Origin of the sequence: Aeromonas sp. R2-3 (assembly GCF_040908375.1) — a bacterium.
In the GTDB taxonomy this organism is placed as follows: domain Bacteria; phylum Pseudomonadota; class Gammaproteobacteria; order Enterobacterales; family Aeromonadaceae; genus Aeromonas; species Aeromonas veronii.
Genome location: NZ_JBFODP010000015.1, coordinates 1 through 15,692, shown reverse-complemented (window position 1 = coordinate 15,692; position 15,692 = coordinate 1). Strand labels below are relative to the sequence as shown.

The 15,692-nt window shown below is 59.4% G+C and carries 18 protein-coding genes, 1 tRNA gene and 1 rRNA gene; 8 read left to right on the top strand and 12 right to left on the bottom strand.

Features of this window, described 5'->3' with window-relative positions:
* Window positions 1-127 precede the first annotated feature (127 nt).
* Entirely contained in the window at window positions 128-1,381 is a 1,254-nt protein-coding gene (locus AB5Z02_RS04330) for a phosphatidylserine/phosphatidylglycerophosphate/cardiolipin synthase family protein (protein WP_368215374.1), read from the bottom strand.
* Between the two features lie 73 nt (window positions 1,382-1,454).
* On the opposite strand from AB5Z02_RS04330, the gene AB5Z02_RS04325 reads away from it, so the two are divergent.
* Window positions 1,455-1,631, top strand: coding sequence for a hypothetical protein (locus AB5Z02_RS04325; protein ID WP_005339947.1), 177 nt, complete (start codon window positions 1,455-1,457; stop codon window positions 1,629-1,631).
* On the opposite strand, the gene AB5Z02_RS04320 is transcribed toward AB5Z02_RS04325, so the two are convergent.
* From AB5Z02_RS04320 to tatA, 3 genes are all read right to left on the bottom strand, one after another.
* A complete protein-coding gene (locus AB5Z02_RS04320; protein ID WP_123173944.1) occupies window positions 1,609-3,030 on the bottom strand; it encodes a lytic transglycosylase F in 1,422 nt (473 codons plus the stop codon). The two genes, AB5Z02_RS04325 and AB5Z02_RS04320, sit on opposite strands and share 23 nt — an antisense overlap.
* A gap of 228 nt (window positions 3,031-3,258) precedes the next feature.
* Window positions 3,259-3,561, bottom strand: coding sequence for a YfcZ/YiiS family protein (locus tag AB5Z02_RS04315; RefSeq protein WP_101531245.1), 303 nt, complete (start codon window positions 3,559-3,561; stop codon window positions 3,259-3,261).
* A gap of 16 nt (window positions 3,562-3,577) precedes the next feature.
* A complete protein-coding gene (gene tatA / locus AB5Z02_RS04310; RefSeq protein WP_005339944.1) occupies window positions 3,578-3,739 on the bottom strand; it encodes a twin-arginine translocase TatA/TatE family subunit in 162 nt (53 codons plus the stop codon).
* A gap of 276 nt (window positions 3,740-4,015) precedes the next feature.
* Here tatA and AB5Z02_RS04305 point away from each other — a divergent pair, with 276 nt between their 5' ends.
* Entirely contained in the window at window positions 4,016-4,984 is a 969-nt protein-coding gene (locus AB5Z02_RS04305) for a LysR family transcriptional regulator (RefSeq protein ID WP_005348538.1), read from the top strand.
* Between the two features lie 77 nt (window positions 4,985-5,061).
* On the opposite strand, the gene AB5Z02_RS04300 is transcribed toward AB5Z02_RS04305, so the two are convergent.
* The gene (locus AB5Z02_RS04300) at window positions 5,062-5,661 is read right to left on the bottom strand and encodes a YhgN family NAAT transporter (protein ID WP_041234986.1); all 600 of its coding nucleotides are present in this window, start codon (window positions 5,659-5,661) and stop codon (window positions 5,062-5,064) included.
* Window positions 5,662-5,760: 99 nt separating this feature from the next.
* Window positions 5,761-6,006 (bottom strand): YecH family metal-binding protein, encoded by a 246-nt coding sequence (locus tag AB5Z02_RS04295; protein ID WP_005357633.1) that lies wholly within the window; start codon window positions 6,004-6,006, stop codon window positions 5,761-5,763.
* A 209-nt stretch (window positions 6,007-6,215) separates the two neighbouring features.
* Here AB5Z02_RS04295 and AB5Z02_RS04290 point away from each other — a divergent pair, with 209 nt between their 5' ends.
* On the top strand, window positions 6,216-7,499 hold the full coding sequence (locus AB5Z02_RS04290) for a dicarboxylate/amino acid:cation symporter (protein WP_219295564.1): 1,284 nt from the start codon (window positions 6,216-6,218) through the stop codon (window positions 7,497-7,499).
* A gap of 11 nt (window positions 7,500-7,510) precedes the next feature.
* Here the strand turns inward: AB5Z02_RS04290 and AB5Z02_RS04285 are convergent, their stop codons facing one another.
* Together AB5Z02_RS04285 and AB5Z02_RS04280 are read right to left on the bottom strand one after the other, a co-directional pair.
* Window positions 7,511-7,825 (bottom strand): DUF2007 domain-containing protein, encoded by a 315-nt coding sequence (locus AB5Z02_RS04285; RefSeq protein ID WP_005339933.1) that lies wholly within the window; start codon window positions 7,823-7,825, stop codon window positions 7,511-7,513.
* A gap of 9 nt (window positions 7,826-7,834) precedes the next feature.
* On the bottom strand, window positions 7,835-8,737 hold the full coding sequence (locus tag AB5Z02_RS04280) for a LysR family transcriptional regulator (RefSeq protein WP_019444678.1): 903 nt from the start codon (window positions 8,735-8,737) through the stop codon (window positions 7,835-7,837).
* 96 nt (window positions 8,738-8,833) lie between these two features.
* Here AB5Z02_RS04280 and AB5Z02_RS04275 point away from each other — a divergent pair, with 96 nt between their 5' ends.
* Both AB5Z02_RS04275 and AB5Z02_RS04270 read left to right on the top strand, forming a co-directional pair.
* Complete coding sequence (locus AB5Z02_RS04275; protein WP_368215372.1) at window positions 8,834-9,886, top strand: HlyD family secretion protein; 1,053 nt, start codon at window positions 8,834-8,836, stop codon at window positions 9,884-9,886.
* Window positions 9,886-11,439, top strand: a complete 1,554-nt coding sequence (locus AB5Z02_RS04270) for a DHA2 family efflux MFS transporter permease subunit (RefSeq protein ID WP_368215370.1) — start codon at window positions 9,886-9,888, stop codon at window positions 11,437-11,439. The genes AB5Z02_RS04275 and AB5Z02_RS04270 overlap by 1 nt, the downstream gene beginning before the upstream one ends.
* A gap of 78 nt (window positions 11,440-11,517) precedes the next feature.
* Here AB5Z02_RS04270 and AB5Z02_RS04265 read toward each other — a convergent pair whose 3' ends face one another.
* Complete coding sequence (locus AB5Z02_RS04265; protein ID WP_005348507.1) at window positions 11,518-12,144, bottom strand: lysoplasmalogenase; 627 nt, start codon at window positions 12,142-12,144, stop codon at window positions 11,518-11,520.
* A 187-nt stretch (window positions 12,145-12,331) separates the two neighbouring features.
* Between AB5Z02_RS04265 and AB5Z02_RS04260 the strand changes: the two genes are divergently transcribed.
* The gene (locus AB5Z02_RS04260) at window positions 12,332-12,475 is read left to right on the top strand and encodes a hypothetical protein (RefSeq protein WP_162182404.1); all 144 of its coding nucleotides are present in this window, start codon (window positions 12,332-12,334) and stop codon (window positions 12,473-12,475) included.
* A 210-nt stretch (window positions 12,476-12,685) separates the two neighbouring features.
* On the opposite strand, the gene AB5Z02_RS04255 is transcribed toward AB5Z02_RS04260, so the two are convergent.
* The gene (locus tag AB5Z02_RS04255) at window positions 12,686-13,804 is read right to left on the bottom strand and encodes a fatty acid desaturase (RefSeq protein ID WP_139412213.1); all 1,119 of its coding nucleotides are present in this window, start codon (window positions 13,802-13,804) and stop codon (window positions 12,686-12,688) included.
* Between the two features lie 147 nt (window positions 13,805-13,951).
* Between AB5Z02_RS04255 and fabR the strand changes: the two genes are divergently transcribed.
* Both fabR and AB5Z02_RS04245 read left to right on the top strand, forming a co-directional pair.
* Window positions 13,952-14,572: an HTH-type transcriptional repressor FabR gene (gene fabR, locus AB5Z02_RS04250; protein WP_005339921.1), complete on the top strand. Its 621-nt coding sequence runs from the start codon at window positions 13,952-13,954 to the stop codon at window positions 14,570-14,572.
* A 19-nt stretch (window positions 14,573-14,591) separates the two neighbouring features.
* On the top strand, window positions 14,592-14,957 hold the full coding sequence (locus AB5Z02_RS04245) for a YijD family membrane protein (RefSeq protein ID WP_005348493.1): 366 nt from the start codon (window positions 14,592-14,594) through the stop codon (window positions 14,955-14,957).
* 476 nt (window positions 14,958-15,433) lie between these two features.
* Here the strand turns inward: AB5Z02_RS04245 and AB5Z02_RS04240 are convergent.
* Window positions 15,434-15,510, bottom strand: a tRNA-Asp gene (locus tag AB5Z02_RS04240).
* A gap of 94 nt (window positions 15,511-15,604) precedes the next feature.
* Window positions 15,605-15,692, bottom strand: a 5S ribosomal RNA gene (rrf, locus tag AB5Z02_RS04235); the annotation flags it as partial.

The window sequence follows — 15,692 nt, the reverse complement described above, 5'->3', positions numbered from 1 at the left end:
CAGCCTTATCATCACCACTAAATTGTTATAAAACAGCAAGATAGATTCATGCATGGTTATTCACCCGCAAAGGGCGTCAGCAATGGCTTACAAGGCTTTGCGAGATCTCGCACAAAAAATGGCCGCCTTACAGCCAACGGCGCAGTGGCAACCAGTCGCTAAGGCGGGCTATCAGTCGCCTTGACCACCCCTCGGGTTTGCGCGGCAATCCACCCGCCAGCTCCTGCCAGCGAGCCAGCCACATTCGCAGCGCCTCGCAGATCGGCGGGCAGTGCAGATGCAGCATCAGTTCGGTATTGAGAAACAGCGAGCGAGGATCGAGGTTGAGGCTGCCAAACAGCGCCCGCACCTCCCCCAGCAGGATCAGCTTGGCGTGCAGGCTGCCGTGGCCGTGGTCAAACTCGGCGACCCGGATCCCTTGGCGCAGCAACCAGCCGAGATAGCGCTGATAGGCGCCATAGACCAGCGGCACATCGGTGCTGGCCAGGGAGTTGGTGAGAATGTCGATGGCGACCCCCTGCTGGCGCAGCCGCGCCAGACGGTGCCGGAACCCGCGAGTAAGGATGAGGTAAGGGGTCACCAACCCCAGCGAGCCGGGATTGTCAGCCAGCTGGCGCCAGAGCTGACGGGCGGTGGTGGGACGGGAGATAAGCCCCTTGCCGGGACGGTCGAACCATACCTCGGCCCGCCCCTCATGCCATTGCAGCGGCAAATCGCTCTCGTCAAACAGCGCCGCGGGCAGATCGTAAACCGTGGCCACCGCCGGATCCGTCATGGTGAACAAGAAGTCGTTGACCACCTCTATTTCGGCGGGCAGCAGCTCGCGGCGCAGCAGATGGCGGATGGGGTGACTCCAGCGGCTGTGCCAGAACTGCTCGAACCCCTGCGCCATCTGCTGGCACAGGCCCCCCTGACAGGCGAGATCGAGATCCACAAAGGGGGCCTGCGGATCCAGACCGAAGTAGCGATCGCCGATGTTGCGCCCGCCGATCAGCGCCAGCTTGCCATCCACCAGCAGCAGTTTGTTGTGCATCCGGTGGTTGATGCGGCGAAAGCTGAGCAGCCCCTCCAGCAACAATGCCAGCGGGCGCCAACCCCGCAGCCAGAAGGGGTTGAACAGCCGCACCTCGATCCCGGGGTAGTGAGCCACCATCTCCAGAAAGCGGTTGTCACCGGCATAGAGATCATCCACCAGCAGCTGCACCTTGACGCCACGCCGGGCGGCGTGGAGCAGCTCACTCAGCAGCAGCTTGCCGCTGCTGTCCTCCTCCCAGCTGTAGTACTGCGCCTGGATCCGCTCGCGGGCATGGCGGATCCAGTGACAACGCACCTTGAGCGCCAGCTGGGGATCGTCGATCAGGGCAAAGGATCCGGGGATCATGGTGTCATCCTGCTGTCATGGCCGGGTGTCATAACGCTGGCGAGCCTCTTCACATATTCAAAAGGAGTTGCTGATGGAACTACATGATACCCCGATGTTGCGCTATCTGGGCCAGCTCAGCCAGCCAGATCTCATCCCGGCCACCGGCCCCGCCCACTGGTTCCTGCAACACAGGGACGGTGGCTGGCAATTGCCGACCGTGCAGGCGACCCTGCCGGTCAACCGGCTCAGGGCTGAGCCGCTTCGATAGCGGCAGCCTTGCCCTCGATCTGGGGCAGGCTGAAACGATAGGCCACGTAGTACTTGTAGATGGTGCCGACATAGTTGATCGGCCCCTGTCCGACTTCGTTGGCCACCAGCTGATCCACGTTACCGAACCAGACGTTGGGATCGAGCCCCAGCTTCTCCGCCTTGCCTCGCAGCGCCTGCACCCGGTTCGGCCCGGCGTTGTAGGCGGCAAGGGCAAACAGGTGGCGGTTGAGCCGATCCAGCTTGGGATCATTGAAGTAGGTATCGAGGATCAACCGCATGTAGCGACAGGCGGCCTCCACATTGCCCTCAAGCGTGGTGAGTCTGGCGCCGTTGATGCCGACTTCCCGCCCTGTGCTGGGCAGCAGCTGCATGAGGCCCACGGCCCCCTTGGGCGAGCGCGCCTTGGGATTGAGGCCGGACTCCTTGTAGCCAAGCGCCGCCAGCATCAACCAGTCGAGATCGTATTGATTGGCGTACTTCTCCAGCACCTTGCGAATGGTCGCGAGGCGCCCCATGGGATCCGGCGCCAGGATATTGCTCATCTGATCGCTGTGAACCAGCAACCGGCGCAGGGTCATGTCGCTGTAGAGGCTGTTGCGGCTGACGCTCGCCAGATAGCCATTGACCGCCTTGAGCAGCTCGGGGCTGTTCTTGCGCAGTGCCCAGGCACTGGTGCCGTTGCTGCGCAGGGGGATCAACTTGTGGGCCTTGAGGCCGGAGATCATCCCACCCAGCCAGATCCGCCCCTTGTAGCTGTCAGTCACTGTCAGGGGAATAATGCCAGCAGCCACCATCTCCAGCAGATCGCCATCCTGCAGATATTCGGGCACCGTTTCGATATAGACGGGGGGCAGCCCCAGCTCGCGAAACAGCCAGTTGAGCTGGCGCAGACTCTCGTAGTAGCTGGAGCTGGCGCGCACCCAGACCCGCCTGCCGGAGAGCTGGGTAATGCGGCTGAAGGCGGGCAGGCTCTGCTGGCTCACCACCCACTCCTCTATGGATGAAATGAGCGGCCGGGAGAAGGCCACCTGTTCACGCCGGGTCGGAGTCACCGTCATGGTTGCCGCCACCAGATCGCCGCGCCCCTCGGTCAGATAGTCCAGCAGCTTGTCTTGGCGCACCGGGATGTAGACCACCTTGAGTTTGACCTTCTCTTTGGCGAGATAGGTCTTGTTCAGCCAGCGCTCGAACCCTTGCAGCTGATTGACCAGAATGCCGTACTGGGCGCCGCGATCGAGAAAGTAGAAGCCGCGCTCATAGACCACCAGAGCCCTGAGTTCGCGCTTTTGCAGAATGCTTTCGAGATCCCCGGGTTGGGGCAGACGCTGTGGCTTGAGTTCAGCCGCGAGCAGGGGAAAACAGCAGAGGGCCAGCAGAGCCCAAATCCAGCGTCGCATCACGATGGCTGCCCCTGTGCTGAGGTCACGTCTGCTGCCTGTTGGCAGCACGGATCACGATAGAGGGTGGGATTGGGGGCAGAGATCCATCGCTGCGTCATGATATTTACGCCTTCTGTTGGCCGACTCGCGCCGGGCAAAACGTCTGTGGGATAGAGTAACTATAGAACGCCGACCCACAGCAGAAGGGTCAACACGGCAGGCAAACCTGCCGCGTTATCAGACAACTCAGATAGAGCGGGCCCGCATTTCGAAAATCAGTTTTTCGGCGGTGCAGGTGAATTGCAGGCGGGCTTTCAGGATCACGCCATTGGCGCCCTGGGTCAGTTCGCTGCTCACTTGAGCTTCGGCGGTGACCTGTTTGGCCAGTGCTTCATAGGCAGCCAGCTTGGCGCGGGCATCTGCCTCGGCCGCGGCTTCAATAACCAGCTCCATCACATCGTCACCTTCGCCGATGATGGTGCCGATCTCGGCAAAACAGCCGCAGCTGTCACAGGTTTCGTTCAGTTCAACTTTCTCGTCTACAGACATTTTCTACTCCTACTGCTTATTTCGGATGATTTGCGTCGTCACGCATCGCCTTGCGAAAATCTTTGATGGCGGTCCCCAGATCCTCACCTGCACTGGCAAGACGCTTGCTGCCGAAGACCAGCACAACGACCAGCAAGAGGATCAGCATATGCCAGATATGAATTCCACCGAGTCCCATAGGGATACTCCCTCACAAAGAGATATCTGTTACTTGTATCAAAATAGAGCGCAGGGATTGTTGGGCAAAATCAAGGCAGGTGCAAGTGAGCAAATAAATCATAGCCAAAAAATAGGGCGACCCTGAGGTCGCCATATTGATTGTGCTACATGTCCCCTCAACCGCTACATCCTGTACCAGTGGTTCATGCGAACCTGAGACCATTCGAGGATAAGATCGCCAAGATATGAAAACAAATGGTATAAATTCATCTTAGAATTGAAGAGGATTCATATCATGCTGCTGGAACAACTGGGTCGCATCGACCTCAATTTGCTGATTATCCTGCAGGTATTGCTGGAAGAGCGCAACGGCAGCAAGGCGGCACGCCGCCTTCATCTGAGCCAGTCCGCGGTCAGTAAAGCCCTCGGCCGTCTGCGCGATACCTTCAATGATCCCCTCTTCATCCGATCTGCCTACGGGCTGGAACCCACCGGCCGTGCCCTTGCACTGCAGCAGCAGTTGCAACCCATCCTGCTGTCGCTGGATAACCTGATCCAGCCGCCCGAGTTCGACCCCGCCAGCTCGGAGCGAGAGTTCGTCATCGCCAGCATGGACAGCGCCTTTACCCTGTTTGCCCCGCTCTACCTGAGCGAGCTGAAGCGGCAGGCACCAAGGATCCGCTTGCGTTACGAGGAGTGGACCGAGAACAGTCTGACCGAGATGAGTCAGGGACAGGTGGACATCGCCTTCGCGGTGCGGGAGAACTGCATCAGCTCCGATTATCGGCTCGATACCCTGCCCGACAGCATCTGTCAGCGAGTGCTGGCGGTCGATGACCTCACCTGTCTGGTGCAGCAGCACCACCCCGCGCTGCGAGAGCCCAACTGGAATCTGGAGCACTACCTCAGTTATCCCCATGTGCAGACTTACTGCGAGGGACGGGACCGCTGGATGCTGGATCACAAGCTGGCAGAGCAGGATCTCTACCGGCGTATCGAGGCAACCGTGCCCTCCTTCGAGGCGGCGCTGCGGATGGGGATGCACTCCGACATGATAGTGACCCTCTCCAGGCTCTACGCTCGCCACGCTACCCAGGTCTATCCGCTGTTGCAGCTGCCGCTGCCCATCGGGTTGGACAGCATCTCCCATCTGCTCATCTGGCATCAGCGTCACAGCGAGGATCCGGGCCACCGCTGGCTGCGGGAATTGCTGCTCTCCCTCATCATGAGCAAACTGGAACCCGCAGCGACCACTCACGAGTGACGACACGCCCTCTCGGCAGGAAGAAAAGAACGGGGCTCTGCGTAGCCCCGTTTCATTCACTTCAAGATGTAAACCGCTCAGCCTTGGCCGGTCACTGCCAGATAGTGATGTACCCCGTCCAGCAGCATCTGGACCGAGATCATCACCAACAGCATACCCATCAACCGCTCCACCGCAGTGAGTCCCCGCTCACCCAGCAGCTTGTTGAATACCTCGTAGAACATCAGGATCACCGCGCTGGCAGCCCAGGCCATAAAGAGTGCCAGCGACCAGTCCACCATCCGGGTCGGCTCCTGATTGGCCAGCAGCATCAAAGAAGCCAGGATAGAAGGACCGGCGATCATCGGGATCGCCATCGGCACCAGGAAGGGCTCCTCGCCCGCCGCCAGCCCGGTCACGCCCCCCTCACTCGGGAAGATCATCTTGATGGCGATCAGGAACAGGATGATGCCCCCCGCAATGCTGACCGCCTCCTGCCGCAGGTTGAGGAAACCGAGGATCTGCTGACCGACGAACAGGAACAGCATCATGATGGCCAGCGAGAAGAGCAGCTCGCGCACCATCACCTTGCGGCGCCGCTTGGGATCGATATGACGCAGGATAGAGAGGAAGACCGGCAGGTTGCCCAGCGGGTCCATGATCAGAAACAGCATGACTGCGGCAGAGAAAGTATCCATACAACGCCCGGGCTACGCCCTGAATAGGGAAAAGAGAGGGGGCGAAATATAGCAAAGGGCGAAGAATTGAGCGAGCGCCATGATGCGCTCGCAGCGGGATTAACCGTGGTTGCAGATCTTGTCGGCGCGGGTCTGGAAACCCTCAGCCGAGTCGATGAATTTGCCGCGAGCGGCCAGAAAGTCGATCAGCGCTTCCGCATCCATCTCGCTGGCGCTGCAGGTATGAAAACGGGCCTCGGCACCGAACCGCTCGGCCATCGCCTGTTTCAGGCTGGCACGGGTAAATTGCCCCCCTTGTGCCAGCATCATCTCCATCACTTCGTGACCATGAACCGATTGCGACATCTCTCACCTCAATAATGAACATATTTAATGCCAATTAAATATCTCCCCGCCCGGAGGGATCTTGATATAGGCCAATAAATTGCGCATTACCTGGTCAGGGGAGTAGTCACCGCCACCGCTTTGTCGATAATGTGGCAACCCGCGTCAGGGATCGCTACACTGGCGCCCCTTTTTGGCCATCGCAGACAATGTATAAGGATATTGGCGTCATGCTGTTCCATGGAGAGGCTCTCAAGCCCTGGCAGATCTGGACCCGCCGACCACTCTGGCTCAAGACCCTGATCGGCATGCTGACGGGGGTAGTTCTGGGCGTCGGCTTTGAAGAGCAAGCCCTGCTGCTCAAGCCCCTTGGCGTCTTGTTCGTCAACACCATCCAGATGCTGATGGTGCCTCTCATTTTCTGTTCGGTCATCGCCGGCCTCACCTCGCTGCTCAAGGGCAAGGCCCTCGACCGCATCGGCAGCAAGGCGATTTGTCTCTACTTCTTCTCGACCGCCATCGCCATCTGCATCGGCCTGATGATGGGCTGGCTGCTGGAGCCCGGCATGGGTGCCGACATGGGGCCCCATCAGCGACTCGGTGTGGCAACCCAACCCACCCTGGCCAGCGTGCTGAGCCATCTGGTGCCGAGCAACCCGGTACAGGCGATGGTGGATGGCAAGATCCTGCAAGTGATCGTCTTTGCAGTGGCGTTGGCGGTCGCCCTCAACGCCAGCGGTCGCCGTGGCCGCCCCGCCATCCTCTTCTTCACCTCGTTGGCCGAGGGGATGTTCAAGCTGACCCAGATGGTGATGGCGCTCGCCCCTTACGGTGTCTGCGCCCTGATGGCCTGGATGACCGGCAAATACGGCCTCGACCTGCTGCTGCCGCTGCTCAAGGTGATCGGCGCCGTCTACCTCGGCTGTCTGCTGCACGTGCTCGGGGTCTACAGCGGCCTGCTGCTCCTGCTGGCACGGCTCAATCCTTTGCACTACTTCAAGAGCATCGTTGATGCCCAGGCGGTTGCGTTTACCAGCAGCTCGAGCAGCAGTACCCTGCCCATCAGTCTGGCCTGCGCCGAGAAGCGGCTGGGAGTCTCCCCCGCCATCACTGCCAAGGTGCTGCCCATCGGCGCCACCATCAACATGGATGGCACCGCCCTCTATCAGGGGGTCACAGCGCTGTTCGTGGCTCAGGCATTCGGGGTGGATCTGCACATGGTCGATTACCTGACCATCATCAGCATCGCCACCCTGGCCAGTATCGGCACCGCAGGCACCCCGGGCACCGGGTTGATGCTGCTGACCCTGACCCTGACGGCGGTGGGCTTGCCGCTGGAAGGGGTGGCACTGATTGCAGGGATTGACCGGATCCTCGACATGGCGCGCACCACGGTCAACGTATCGGGGGATATTCTGGTGTCGGTGCTGATCGCCCGCAGCGAAAACGAGCTGGATCTGGCGACCTATCACGATGCCAGCGCAGGGGAAGATATCGAGTTCCCGCCGCGCTAGCGGAAGAAAGATCAGCTGTCGTGGGGATCGTGATGACAGCGCCAGCAGACGTCGAAGTTGGCGCCGTTCTCCTCCCCGCACTGGCCGCACAGCCAGCCGTTTCCCTGACGCTGCTGGTAACGCTCGATGACCCGTCCTGCCTTGCTGCGATCCTCGGCCCGCACCATCAGGGTCACCTGCAACATGTCGACCGGCAGCTCGCCAAGGGCGCCAGACAGCCCCTCGCCATTGAGGCGCACCAGCACCCCTTCCGCCTCCAGTGCCCCTTTCAACGCGTGTGCCTCCAGGGTGTGTGAGGCGCGATAGAGATTGATCCAGTTATCCATAGCTCCCCCTTACAACAACTTGTCGATGCCAAACTCGGCGCCGTTCTCAATCATGAAATCGATGAATGCCCGCAACTTGCGCGGCATCAGTTGCCGCTCCGGAAACAGCAAATAAATCGGCACCCTGGGCTGCTGCCACTCTGGCAGCAGGATCACCAGCTCGCCGCTGGCCAGCTCATCCTGACAGAGCATAGCGGGTAACGAAGCCAACCCCAGCCCCGCCTTCGCTGCCTCCCGGGCACAGGTAATATTATTGACCCGAAAACGGGATGGGGGGTCAACCAGCACCTCTCTTCCATCCAGCTCGAAGCACCAGTGAGAGGCGAGAAATCCGCTACTTACCGTCACCCGCTCGTGGTTGGCCAGATCCTCCGGCCGCTCGATGACCGGACTACGGGCCAGATAGTCCGGGCTGGCACAGAGCAGCCTCCCGGTGCTCCAGAGCCGGCGCGCCGCCAGATTGGAGTCGCTCATGTCGCCAATCCGCACCACCGCATCCAGCCCTTCGCTGATGGGGTCCACCACCCGGTTGGTCAGTTCCAGCTCCACCTGCAGGGCGGGATAGGCCTGCAAAAACTTGGCGACCAAGCGCCCGACCACCAGTTGCCCCGTCTCGATGGGTACCGCCAGTTTGAGGGTGCCGGTCACCTCCTGCTGGCTGGCGCTCAGCATCAGCTCGGCTTCGGTCAGGGCATCGACCGCCTTGCTGCAGTGCAGGTAGTACTTCTCCCCTTCCTCGGTCAAAGTGAGCTGACGAGTGGAGCGATAGAGCAGACGCACTCCGAGCCGCTGTTCCAGTTCGGCGATGCGGCGGCTGACCATCGCCTTGGTCATCCCCAGCTCGCGGGCGGCCCCCGTAAACGAACCCTTGTCGACGATACGCACCAGAATTAACGCGGCATTGAGATCCATTGTTGCACCAGTGAAACTGTATATCTCGTGAACCAATACTAATCGAAACAGTTGACCAGTGTTAGCCTGCGCCCCTTAAGTTCAGGAATCACAAAAATGAGTCAACACAAAAAAATTCCCCTGCTGGCAGCCATGATATTGGCGCTGCTCGGTCTGCTGTTCGCCGGTTACTGGTATCTTCACGGCCGCTATTTTGAAAGCACCGACAACGCCTATCTGCAAAGTGAAGTGACCGGGATCAGCTCCAAGCTGCCCGGCTATATCCGCGAAGTTCTGGTCACCGACAACCAGCCGGTCAAAGCGGGCCAACTGATCGCCCGGCTCGATGATCGCGAATACAAAACCAGGGTCGCGGAGGCCGAAGCCGACCTGCGCCTCAATCAGGCGACGGCCGAAAATCTGGCCGCCACCCGCACCCAACAACTGAGCCTGATCCAGCAGGCCGAGGCCAAGGTCGCCTCAGCCAATGCCGAACAGCTGCGCGCCAGCCAGCAGGTCAACCGGATCAGTCAGCTCAACCAGCGCCACTACAGCTCGCAAGACAGTCTGGACGAGGTGCGTGCCGGCCTGCAGGTCAATCAAGCGCAAGCCCGGGAGGCCCAAGCCGCCCTGCAAGCGGCCCGTGAGCGACTGCTGGTACTGGATGCCGAGCGCAAACAGAATCTGGCCAAGCTGGCATTGAGCGAAGCACAACTGGAGCAGGCCAAGCTGGAGCTCGGCTACACCGAACTGCGGGCACCGGCCGATGGCATCATCGGCAAGCGCAGCCTGCGGGAAGGGCTCTACGTCCAGTCCGGTATGCAGGTCGCCAGCCTGGTGCCGCTGCAGCAGGTGTGGGTCGAGGCCAACTTCAAGGAGACCCAGCTCGCCCATATGCAGCCGGGCCAGAAGGTCGAAGTAGTGCTCGATGCCTACCCGGATCAACCGGTCGAGGGGATCATCGACAGCCTGGCCCCGGCCACCGGCGCCAAGTTCGCCCTGCTGCCACCGGAGAATGCCACCGGCAACTTCACCAAAATTGTGCAACGGGTACCGGTCAAGATCCGCATCCCCGAGCCGGGCCCGCTGGCAGGCAAGCTGCTGCCGGGTCTCTCCACCGAAGTGATCGTGGATACCCGCACTCCAGGTCCCGTGGTGGCTGCCAACTGATGGAACCCATTCCACGTCGCAACTGGATCGCGGTCATGGGGGGCCTTATCGGCGCCTTCATGGCCATCCTCGATATCCAGATCACCAATGCCTCTCTGAAGGATATTCAGGGGGCCCTGTCGGCCACCCTGAGCGAGAGCTCCTGGATCTCCACCTCCTATCTGGTGGCGGAGATGATCGCCATCCCCCTGAGCGGCTGGTTGAGCCGGGGGCTGAGTGTGCGCCGCTACCTGCTCTGGACCACCGGCGCCTTTATCGCTGCCTCCGTGCTCTGCTCGTTCAGCTGGAACCTCACCAGCATGATCGTCTTCCGGGCGCTGCAAGGCTTCACTGGCGGGGCACTGATCCCGATGGCCTTTTCCCTCATCGTCACCCTGTTGCCGTTACAGAAGCGGGCCACCGGCATGGCGCTGTTTGGCCTCTGCGCCACCTTCGCCCCCGCCATCGGCCCAACCCTCGGCGGCTGGCTCACCGAGCAGATGTCGTGGCACTACATCTTCTATCTCAACGTGCCGCCGGGACTGCTGGTGATGGCCATGCTGGCCCACGGGCTTGATAAAAAACCGGTGGACTGGGAGGTGATCAAGCGGGCAGACCTCATCGGCATCGTCACCATGGCGCTTGGCCTCGGCCTGCTGGAGGTGGTACTGGAAGAGGGCAACCGGGAAGACTGGTTCGGCTCAAGCTTCATCGTGCGACTGGCGGTCATCTCGGCGGTGGCGCTGGTGTTCTTCGTCATCAGCCAGCTGATCCGCCGTCACCCGCTGGTCAATCTGCGGCTGCTGCACAACCCGCGCTTCGCGCTGGCCTGCTTCGCCTATCTGATCCTCGGCATGGCGCTGATGGGCTCCATCTATGTGCTGCCGCTCTACATGACCCAGATTCACAACTACAACGCGCTGGAAATCGGCGAAGTCCTGATGTGGATGGGGCTGCCGCAACTGCTGGTGCTGCCGTTGGTACCCAGGCTGACCCACAAGATAGACCCGCGCTATCTGGTGAGCTTCGGCTTCCTGATCTTCGCCGTCAGCTGCTTTATGAACGTCAACATGAGTGCCGACTACGCCGGGCCGCAGCTGATCCAGTCGCTTATCGTGCGGGCGCTGGGGCAACCCTTCATCATGGTGCCGCTCTCCCTGGTCGCCACCGCCAGCCTGAGTCACGACGAGATCCCCTCCTCCTCGACCCTGCTCAACGTGCTGCGCAACCTGGGTGGTGCGTTCGGTATCGCCATTATCGCAACCCTGCTCGACAACGATACCCGCACCCATGTGCTGCAAATTGGCAGCACTCTGGCCGCCAGCAGTATCGAGGGGCAGAGCTATCTGCTGCAACTGGCCCAGAGCATGATGGCGCAGGGTTCAGGCCCCGAGATAGCCCAGCAGCAAGCACGGGCCATGCTGGCCAATACCATCAACCGGGAGGCGGCCATCATGGCCTACAACCAGGTGTTCTACATCATGGGGATCTTCCTGCTGATCGCCAGCGCACTGATGCTGTTGCTCAAATCCCCCGCCCCACGGGCTGCGGATGCCGAACCGCTAGAGGCGTGAAAAAACGCCAGGCATAAAACGAAAAACAGGCCAATGCCCGTTTTTCGTTATCTGTTACCTGCACTCAACCAGAAGGCGTTATCCCGCCAGCGACCCTGCAATCAGGAATTGCGCTGCGAAGTAGCTGCTCATCACCCAGGCGCGGGCGTGGGGAAAGGGGCGACGGAAGCGATCGAGCGCCAGCATGCTGTCGGAGAAGAGGAACATCAGCGCCCCCACCAGAGCGGCAGCAGAACCGGCTGTGAGAGAGGCGTGCCAGGCCCCGGCAGCCACCCAGGCCATGCCGATGATCACCAGCATGTAGCAGAAGACCGGGATCCGCATCTCCCCCAGCTTGCCCCACAGCAGGCCAAAAACCATGCCGGCGATCAGCAACAGCAGCAAACCATCCACCAGATTGAGCAACAACGGCCCTTGGGCAAAACCGACGATATAGCAGAGATGCGCGACAAGAAATGCCGCCAACCCCTGAATGAAGCGATCGCTTGGCAGCATCAGCAGCACATCGCCCGCCAGCGAGAGGCAGAGGCCAAGCAGGATCCAGGCGTGTGAGCCATCGTGGTCATAACTCTGGTAGCCGAACGCCAACGCGATGATAAGCAGCATGGTCAGCGGCTTGCTGATATAGAACTGGCGGCTGTCTGAACCGTAGGCAGCACGGATGTGCCACCAACCTGAAGCGATGATCAAGAAACTCAATAACATGCCCTGCTCCTCACCTGTTGCTCGCAGTCATACGGCAACCGTTTTTATCATGGTGCAGGGTAACAAATTCCCTCCCCCAGTGGCAGGGGTGCTTATCAAATGGACAGACTAAGCCTAAAGTCTAATTGCCGCACCGAGTGGTTCAGGGCATAAGTGACGGGTCTGGAGGATCACCATGGAAGAAGCTATGAAAAACTATCTGCCCGCCATCGATATCATGATGTGCCATCTGGGGATCAGCTTTGAGCAGGCCTGTGAACAACTGGGTCTTAGCCAGCAGGAGCAACAGGCACTGGATCAGTTGCAGCAACAGCAGAGCCAAGCCAACTAAGCCCTCCCGTTATTGGATATCATGATGCGCCATCTGGGGATCAGCTTTGAGCAGGCCTGCGAACAACTGGGTCTCAGCCAGCAGGAGCAACAGGCACTGGATCAGTTGCAGCAACAGCAGAGCCAAGCCAACTAGCTTGAGTTGAATCATAAAGGAGAAGACCGCCAGCAGGCGGTCTTCTCCTTTAGTCTCTGTGATAATCGGACGGCATCATGCAATACCTGCCAGCAAACGACTCCAGTTGCGTTTACCTGCGATAAAGCCGTCCCGCAGGGCCCGATACTCCAGTTGCAGCTTGAGGCGGTCATAGCGCGCCAGCGCCTTGCGCTTGCGCAGCTCCAGCAGCCGCTTGCGACTGGCGTAATAGTGTTGCAACTGCTGGCTCAGTTTGTCGTACTCCTCCTGCAGCAGCGCCTGCCATAGCTCGCGATCTTCCTGCTTGCGCAACTTGGCTTGTGCCCGCTTCAGCTGCATCTGTAACCGGGCTTGTTCGATACGCTCCTCCGGCGAGGATCTGAGATCCCCCGCCAGACCACACAAGGAGGCGAGCCGGATCAACCACTTGGTCGGATCGAACTGCCACCAGTGAATGCCGTTGCGGTAGTCATTCTCGAACAGGTGGTGAAAGTTGTGATACCCCTCGCCAAAGGTGAAAAAGGCCAGGATGCCGTTATCGCGAGCGGTATTGCGGTCGGTATAGGGCTGACTGCCCCAGATATGGGCCAGCGAGTTGATGAAGAAGGTGGTGTGGTGAGTCATCACCATCCGCAGTACGCCCGCCAACAGCAACATGCCGAGCATATCCCCGTGCCACAGGCCAAGCAGCAGCGGCAGCCCCAGATTAGCCGCCAGCGCCAGCGTCAGATAGTGACGGTGCTGAAACGCGACCACCGGGTTGTTTTGCAGGTCTCGCACATTGCTGTAATCACCATAGCGATCTCCCTGATGCTCCCGCAACATCCAGCCGATGTGCGAATACCAGAAACCGCGCCCCGCGCTGTAGGGATCTTTATCGTTGTCATCCACATGACGATGGTGACGGCGGTGATCGGCCGACCAGTGCAGGGCCGAATTCTGCAGCGCCAACGCACCGCCGATGGCAAATAACCACTGCAAAGCGGGGTGCGCCTTGTAAGCCTTGTGCGACCAGAGCCGGTGATAGCCTGCGGTGATGGAGAGACCACTCAGGCAGAACAACAACAGGAAACTGGCCCACTGCCAGAGATCGTAACCGTGGCTCATGCCGTACCAGGGCACGACAATCAACGCCACTATCCCGGAGAGGGAGAACAGCAGGGTATTAGTCAAAATAATGGGGGGTCTGGCCATCTCATTGCATCCTTTCAGCGAACAGCTGTTAGCCATTTTCTATGGTGATTTCCTCACGGTCAATGGTAAAAAAGTAGGATACAAACCTGATCCTGAGGCGCCTTCGGGTTATCATTTGTCCTCGTTAAGCTGAAGGTGACTGATTTCGTGGGTATTCGCGCTCAACAAAAAGAAAAAACCCGGCGTACATTGATCGATGCTGCATTCAGCCAACTGTGCGCCAATCGGAGTTTCTCCAATCTCAGCCTGCGGGAAGTCGCTCGCGAAGCGGGTATCGCTCCTACCTCTTTCTATCGCCACTTTCGCGATATGGAGGAGCTGGGCCTGACCCTGGTTGACGAAGGAGGTCTCACCCTGCGCCAATTGATGCGCCAGGCACGCCAGCGCATTGCCGGTGGTGGCAGTGTCATCAGCACCTCGGTGCAGACCTTTATGGAGTTCGTCGAGAACAACCCCAACATCTTCCGGCTACTGCTGCGGGAACGCTCCGGCACCTCGGCCGCCTTTCGTCAGGCGGTGGCTCGCGAAATCCAGCACTTTATCGCAGAGCTGACCGATTATCTGGAAGCCACCACAGAAGCACCACGGGAAGATGCCTACATCCAGGCAGAAGCCATGGTCACCATCGTCTTCAGTGCCGGTGCCGATGCACTCGACATGACCAGCGAAGAGTGCCGTGCACTCTCCGATCGCACTATTCGCCAACTGCGGATGATCGCCATGGGCGCCGAGGTACAAAACCAGAAGCGCCGTGAACCTCACCCATGACCACAGGATGGAGAACGACATGCCTGAACAGCTTATGATCCCGAAAAAACCGCTCGCCATGGCCATGCTGATTGGTATCTGTGGCGATGCCTCTCTGGCCGTGCTGACCAACTCGGTTGTGCCCTTCTCCTTCTTCCCGCTGATTGCCCTCTGGCTGGCGGCCTATCAGCTGTTCCAGCACTATCGCCATGAACCCATGGTGGGCAACACCCCCATCTGCACCCTGCTCTGCTTCTTTATCGGTGTCTTCGGTCACTCCGCGCTGCTCAAGGTGCAATACCCGGAGCTTGGCAGCAACTTCTTTTCCCTGATCATGATGCTGCTGTTACTGGCAGCCCTCTCCATCAAGCTCGGCCTGAGCATTGGCAACAAAGAGAAGCGCTGATAAATCGACCGAGTGATGGTAATCAGCTGATAGATAAAGCAAATAGGCCTTCCCGTCGGGAAGGCCTATTTGCTTGAGCGATACCTGATTAATACGGCAATCTCGGTATTCCCAACCTAGCCAAGCTGCTGGGCTTCAAGATCGATGTGCAGATGGAAGAGGGGGTCGTCAATATGGAACTGCCCTGTAGTCAGCAAGCGGCAGAAGCCTGATTTGACCACCTGCTGGATCGTTCAAATGGCTGTAAATGAAGCTGATATAACGCAGATATAGCCAGAAAATGATGGAAATAACCGGCTATCTGGCACTCTCTTGACAGGTAAAAACCAAACGTTGACGGTTTAACATGCTAAAAACACCAAAGCCCTGTCGAGAGACTGGGCTTTGTGTTGGTTCCTGTGTGCAAATCTGGAGGTCACTGGGCAAAAACGCCCATAGCAAAAAGGCCTTCCCAATCGGGAAGGCCTTCAAATTAGTGGCGGAGCGGACGGGACTCGAACCCGCGACCCCCGGCGTGACAGGCCGGTATTCTAACCGACTGAACTACCGCTCCGCATTCGGTTAGCTTGCGCTAAATTGTTTGCCGCGTCAGTGAGGTGTCATCCTCGCAGCCGGTCATGTGATTTCACATCACCGTTTAATTGGGTACCTGGCAGTGTCCTACTCTCGCATGGCGAATGCCACACTACCATCGGCGCTACCGCGTTTCACTTCTGAGTTCGGCATGGGATCAGG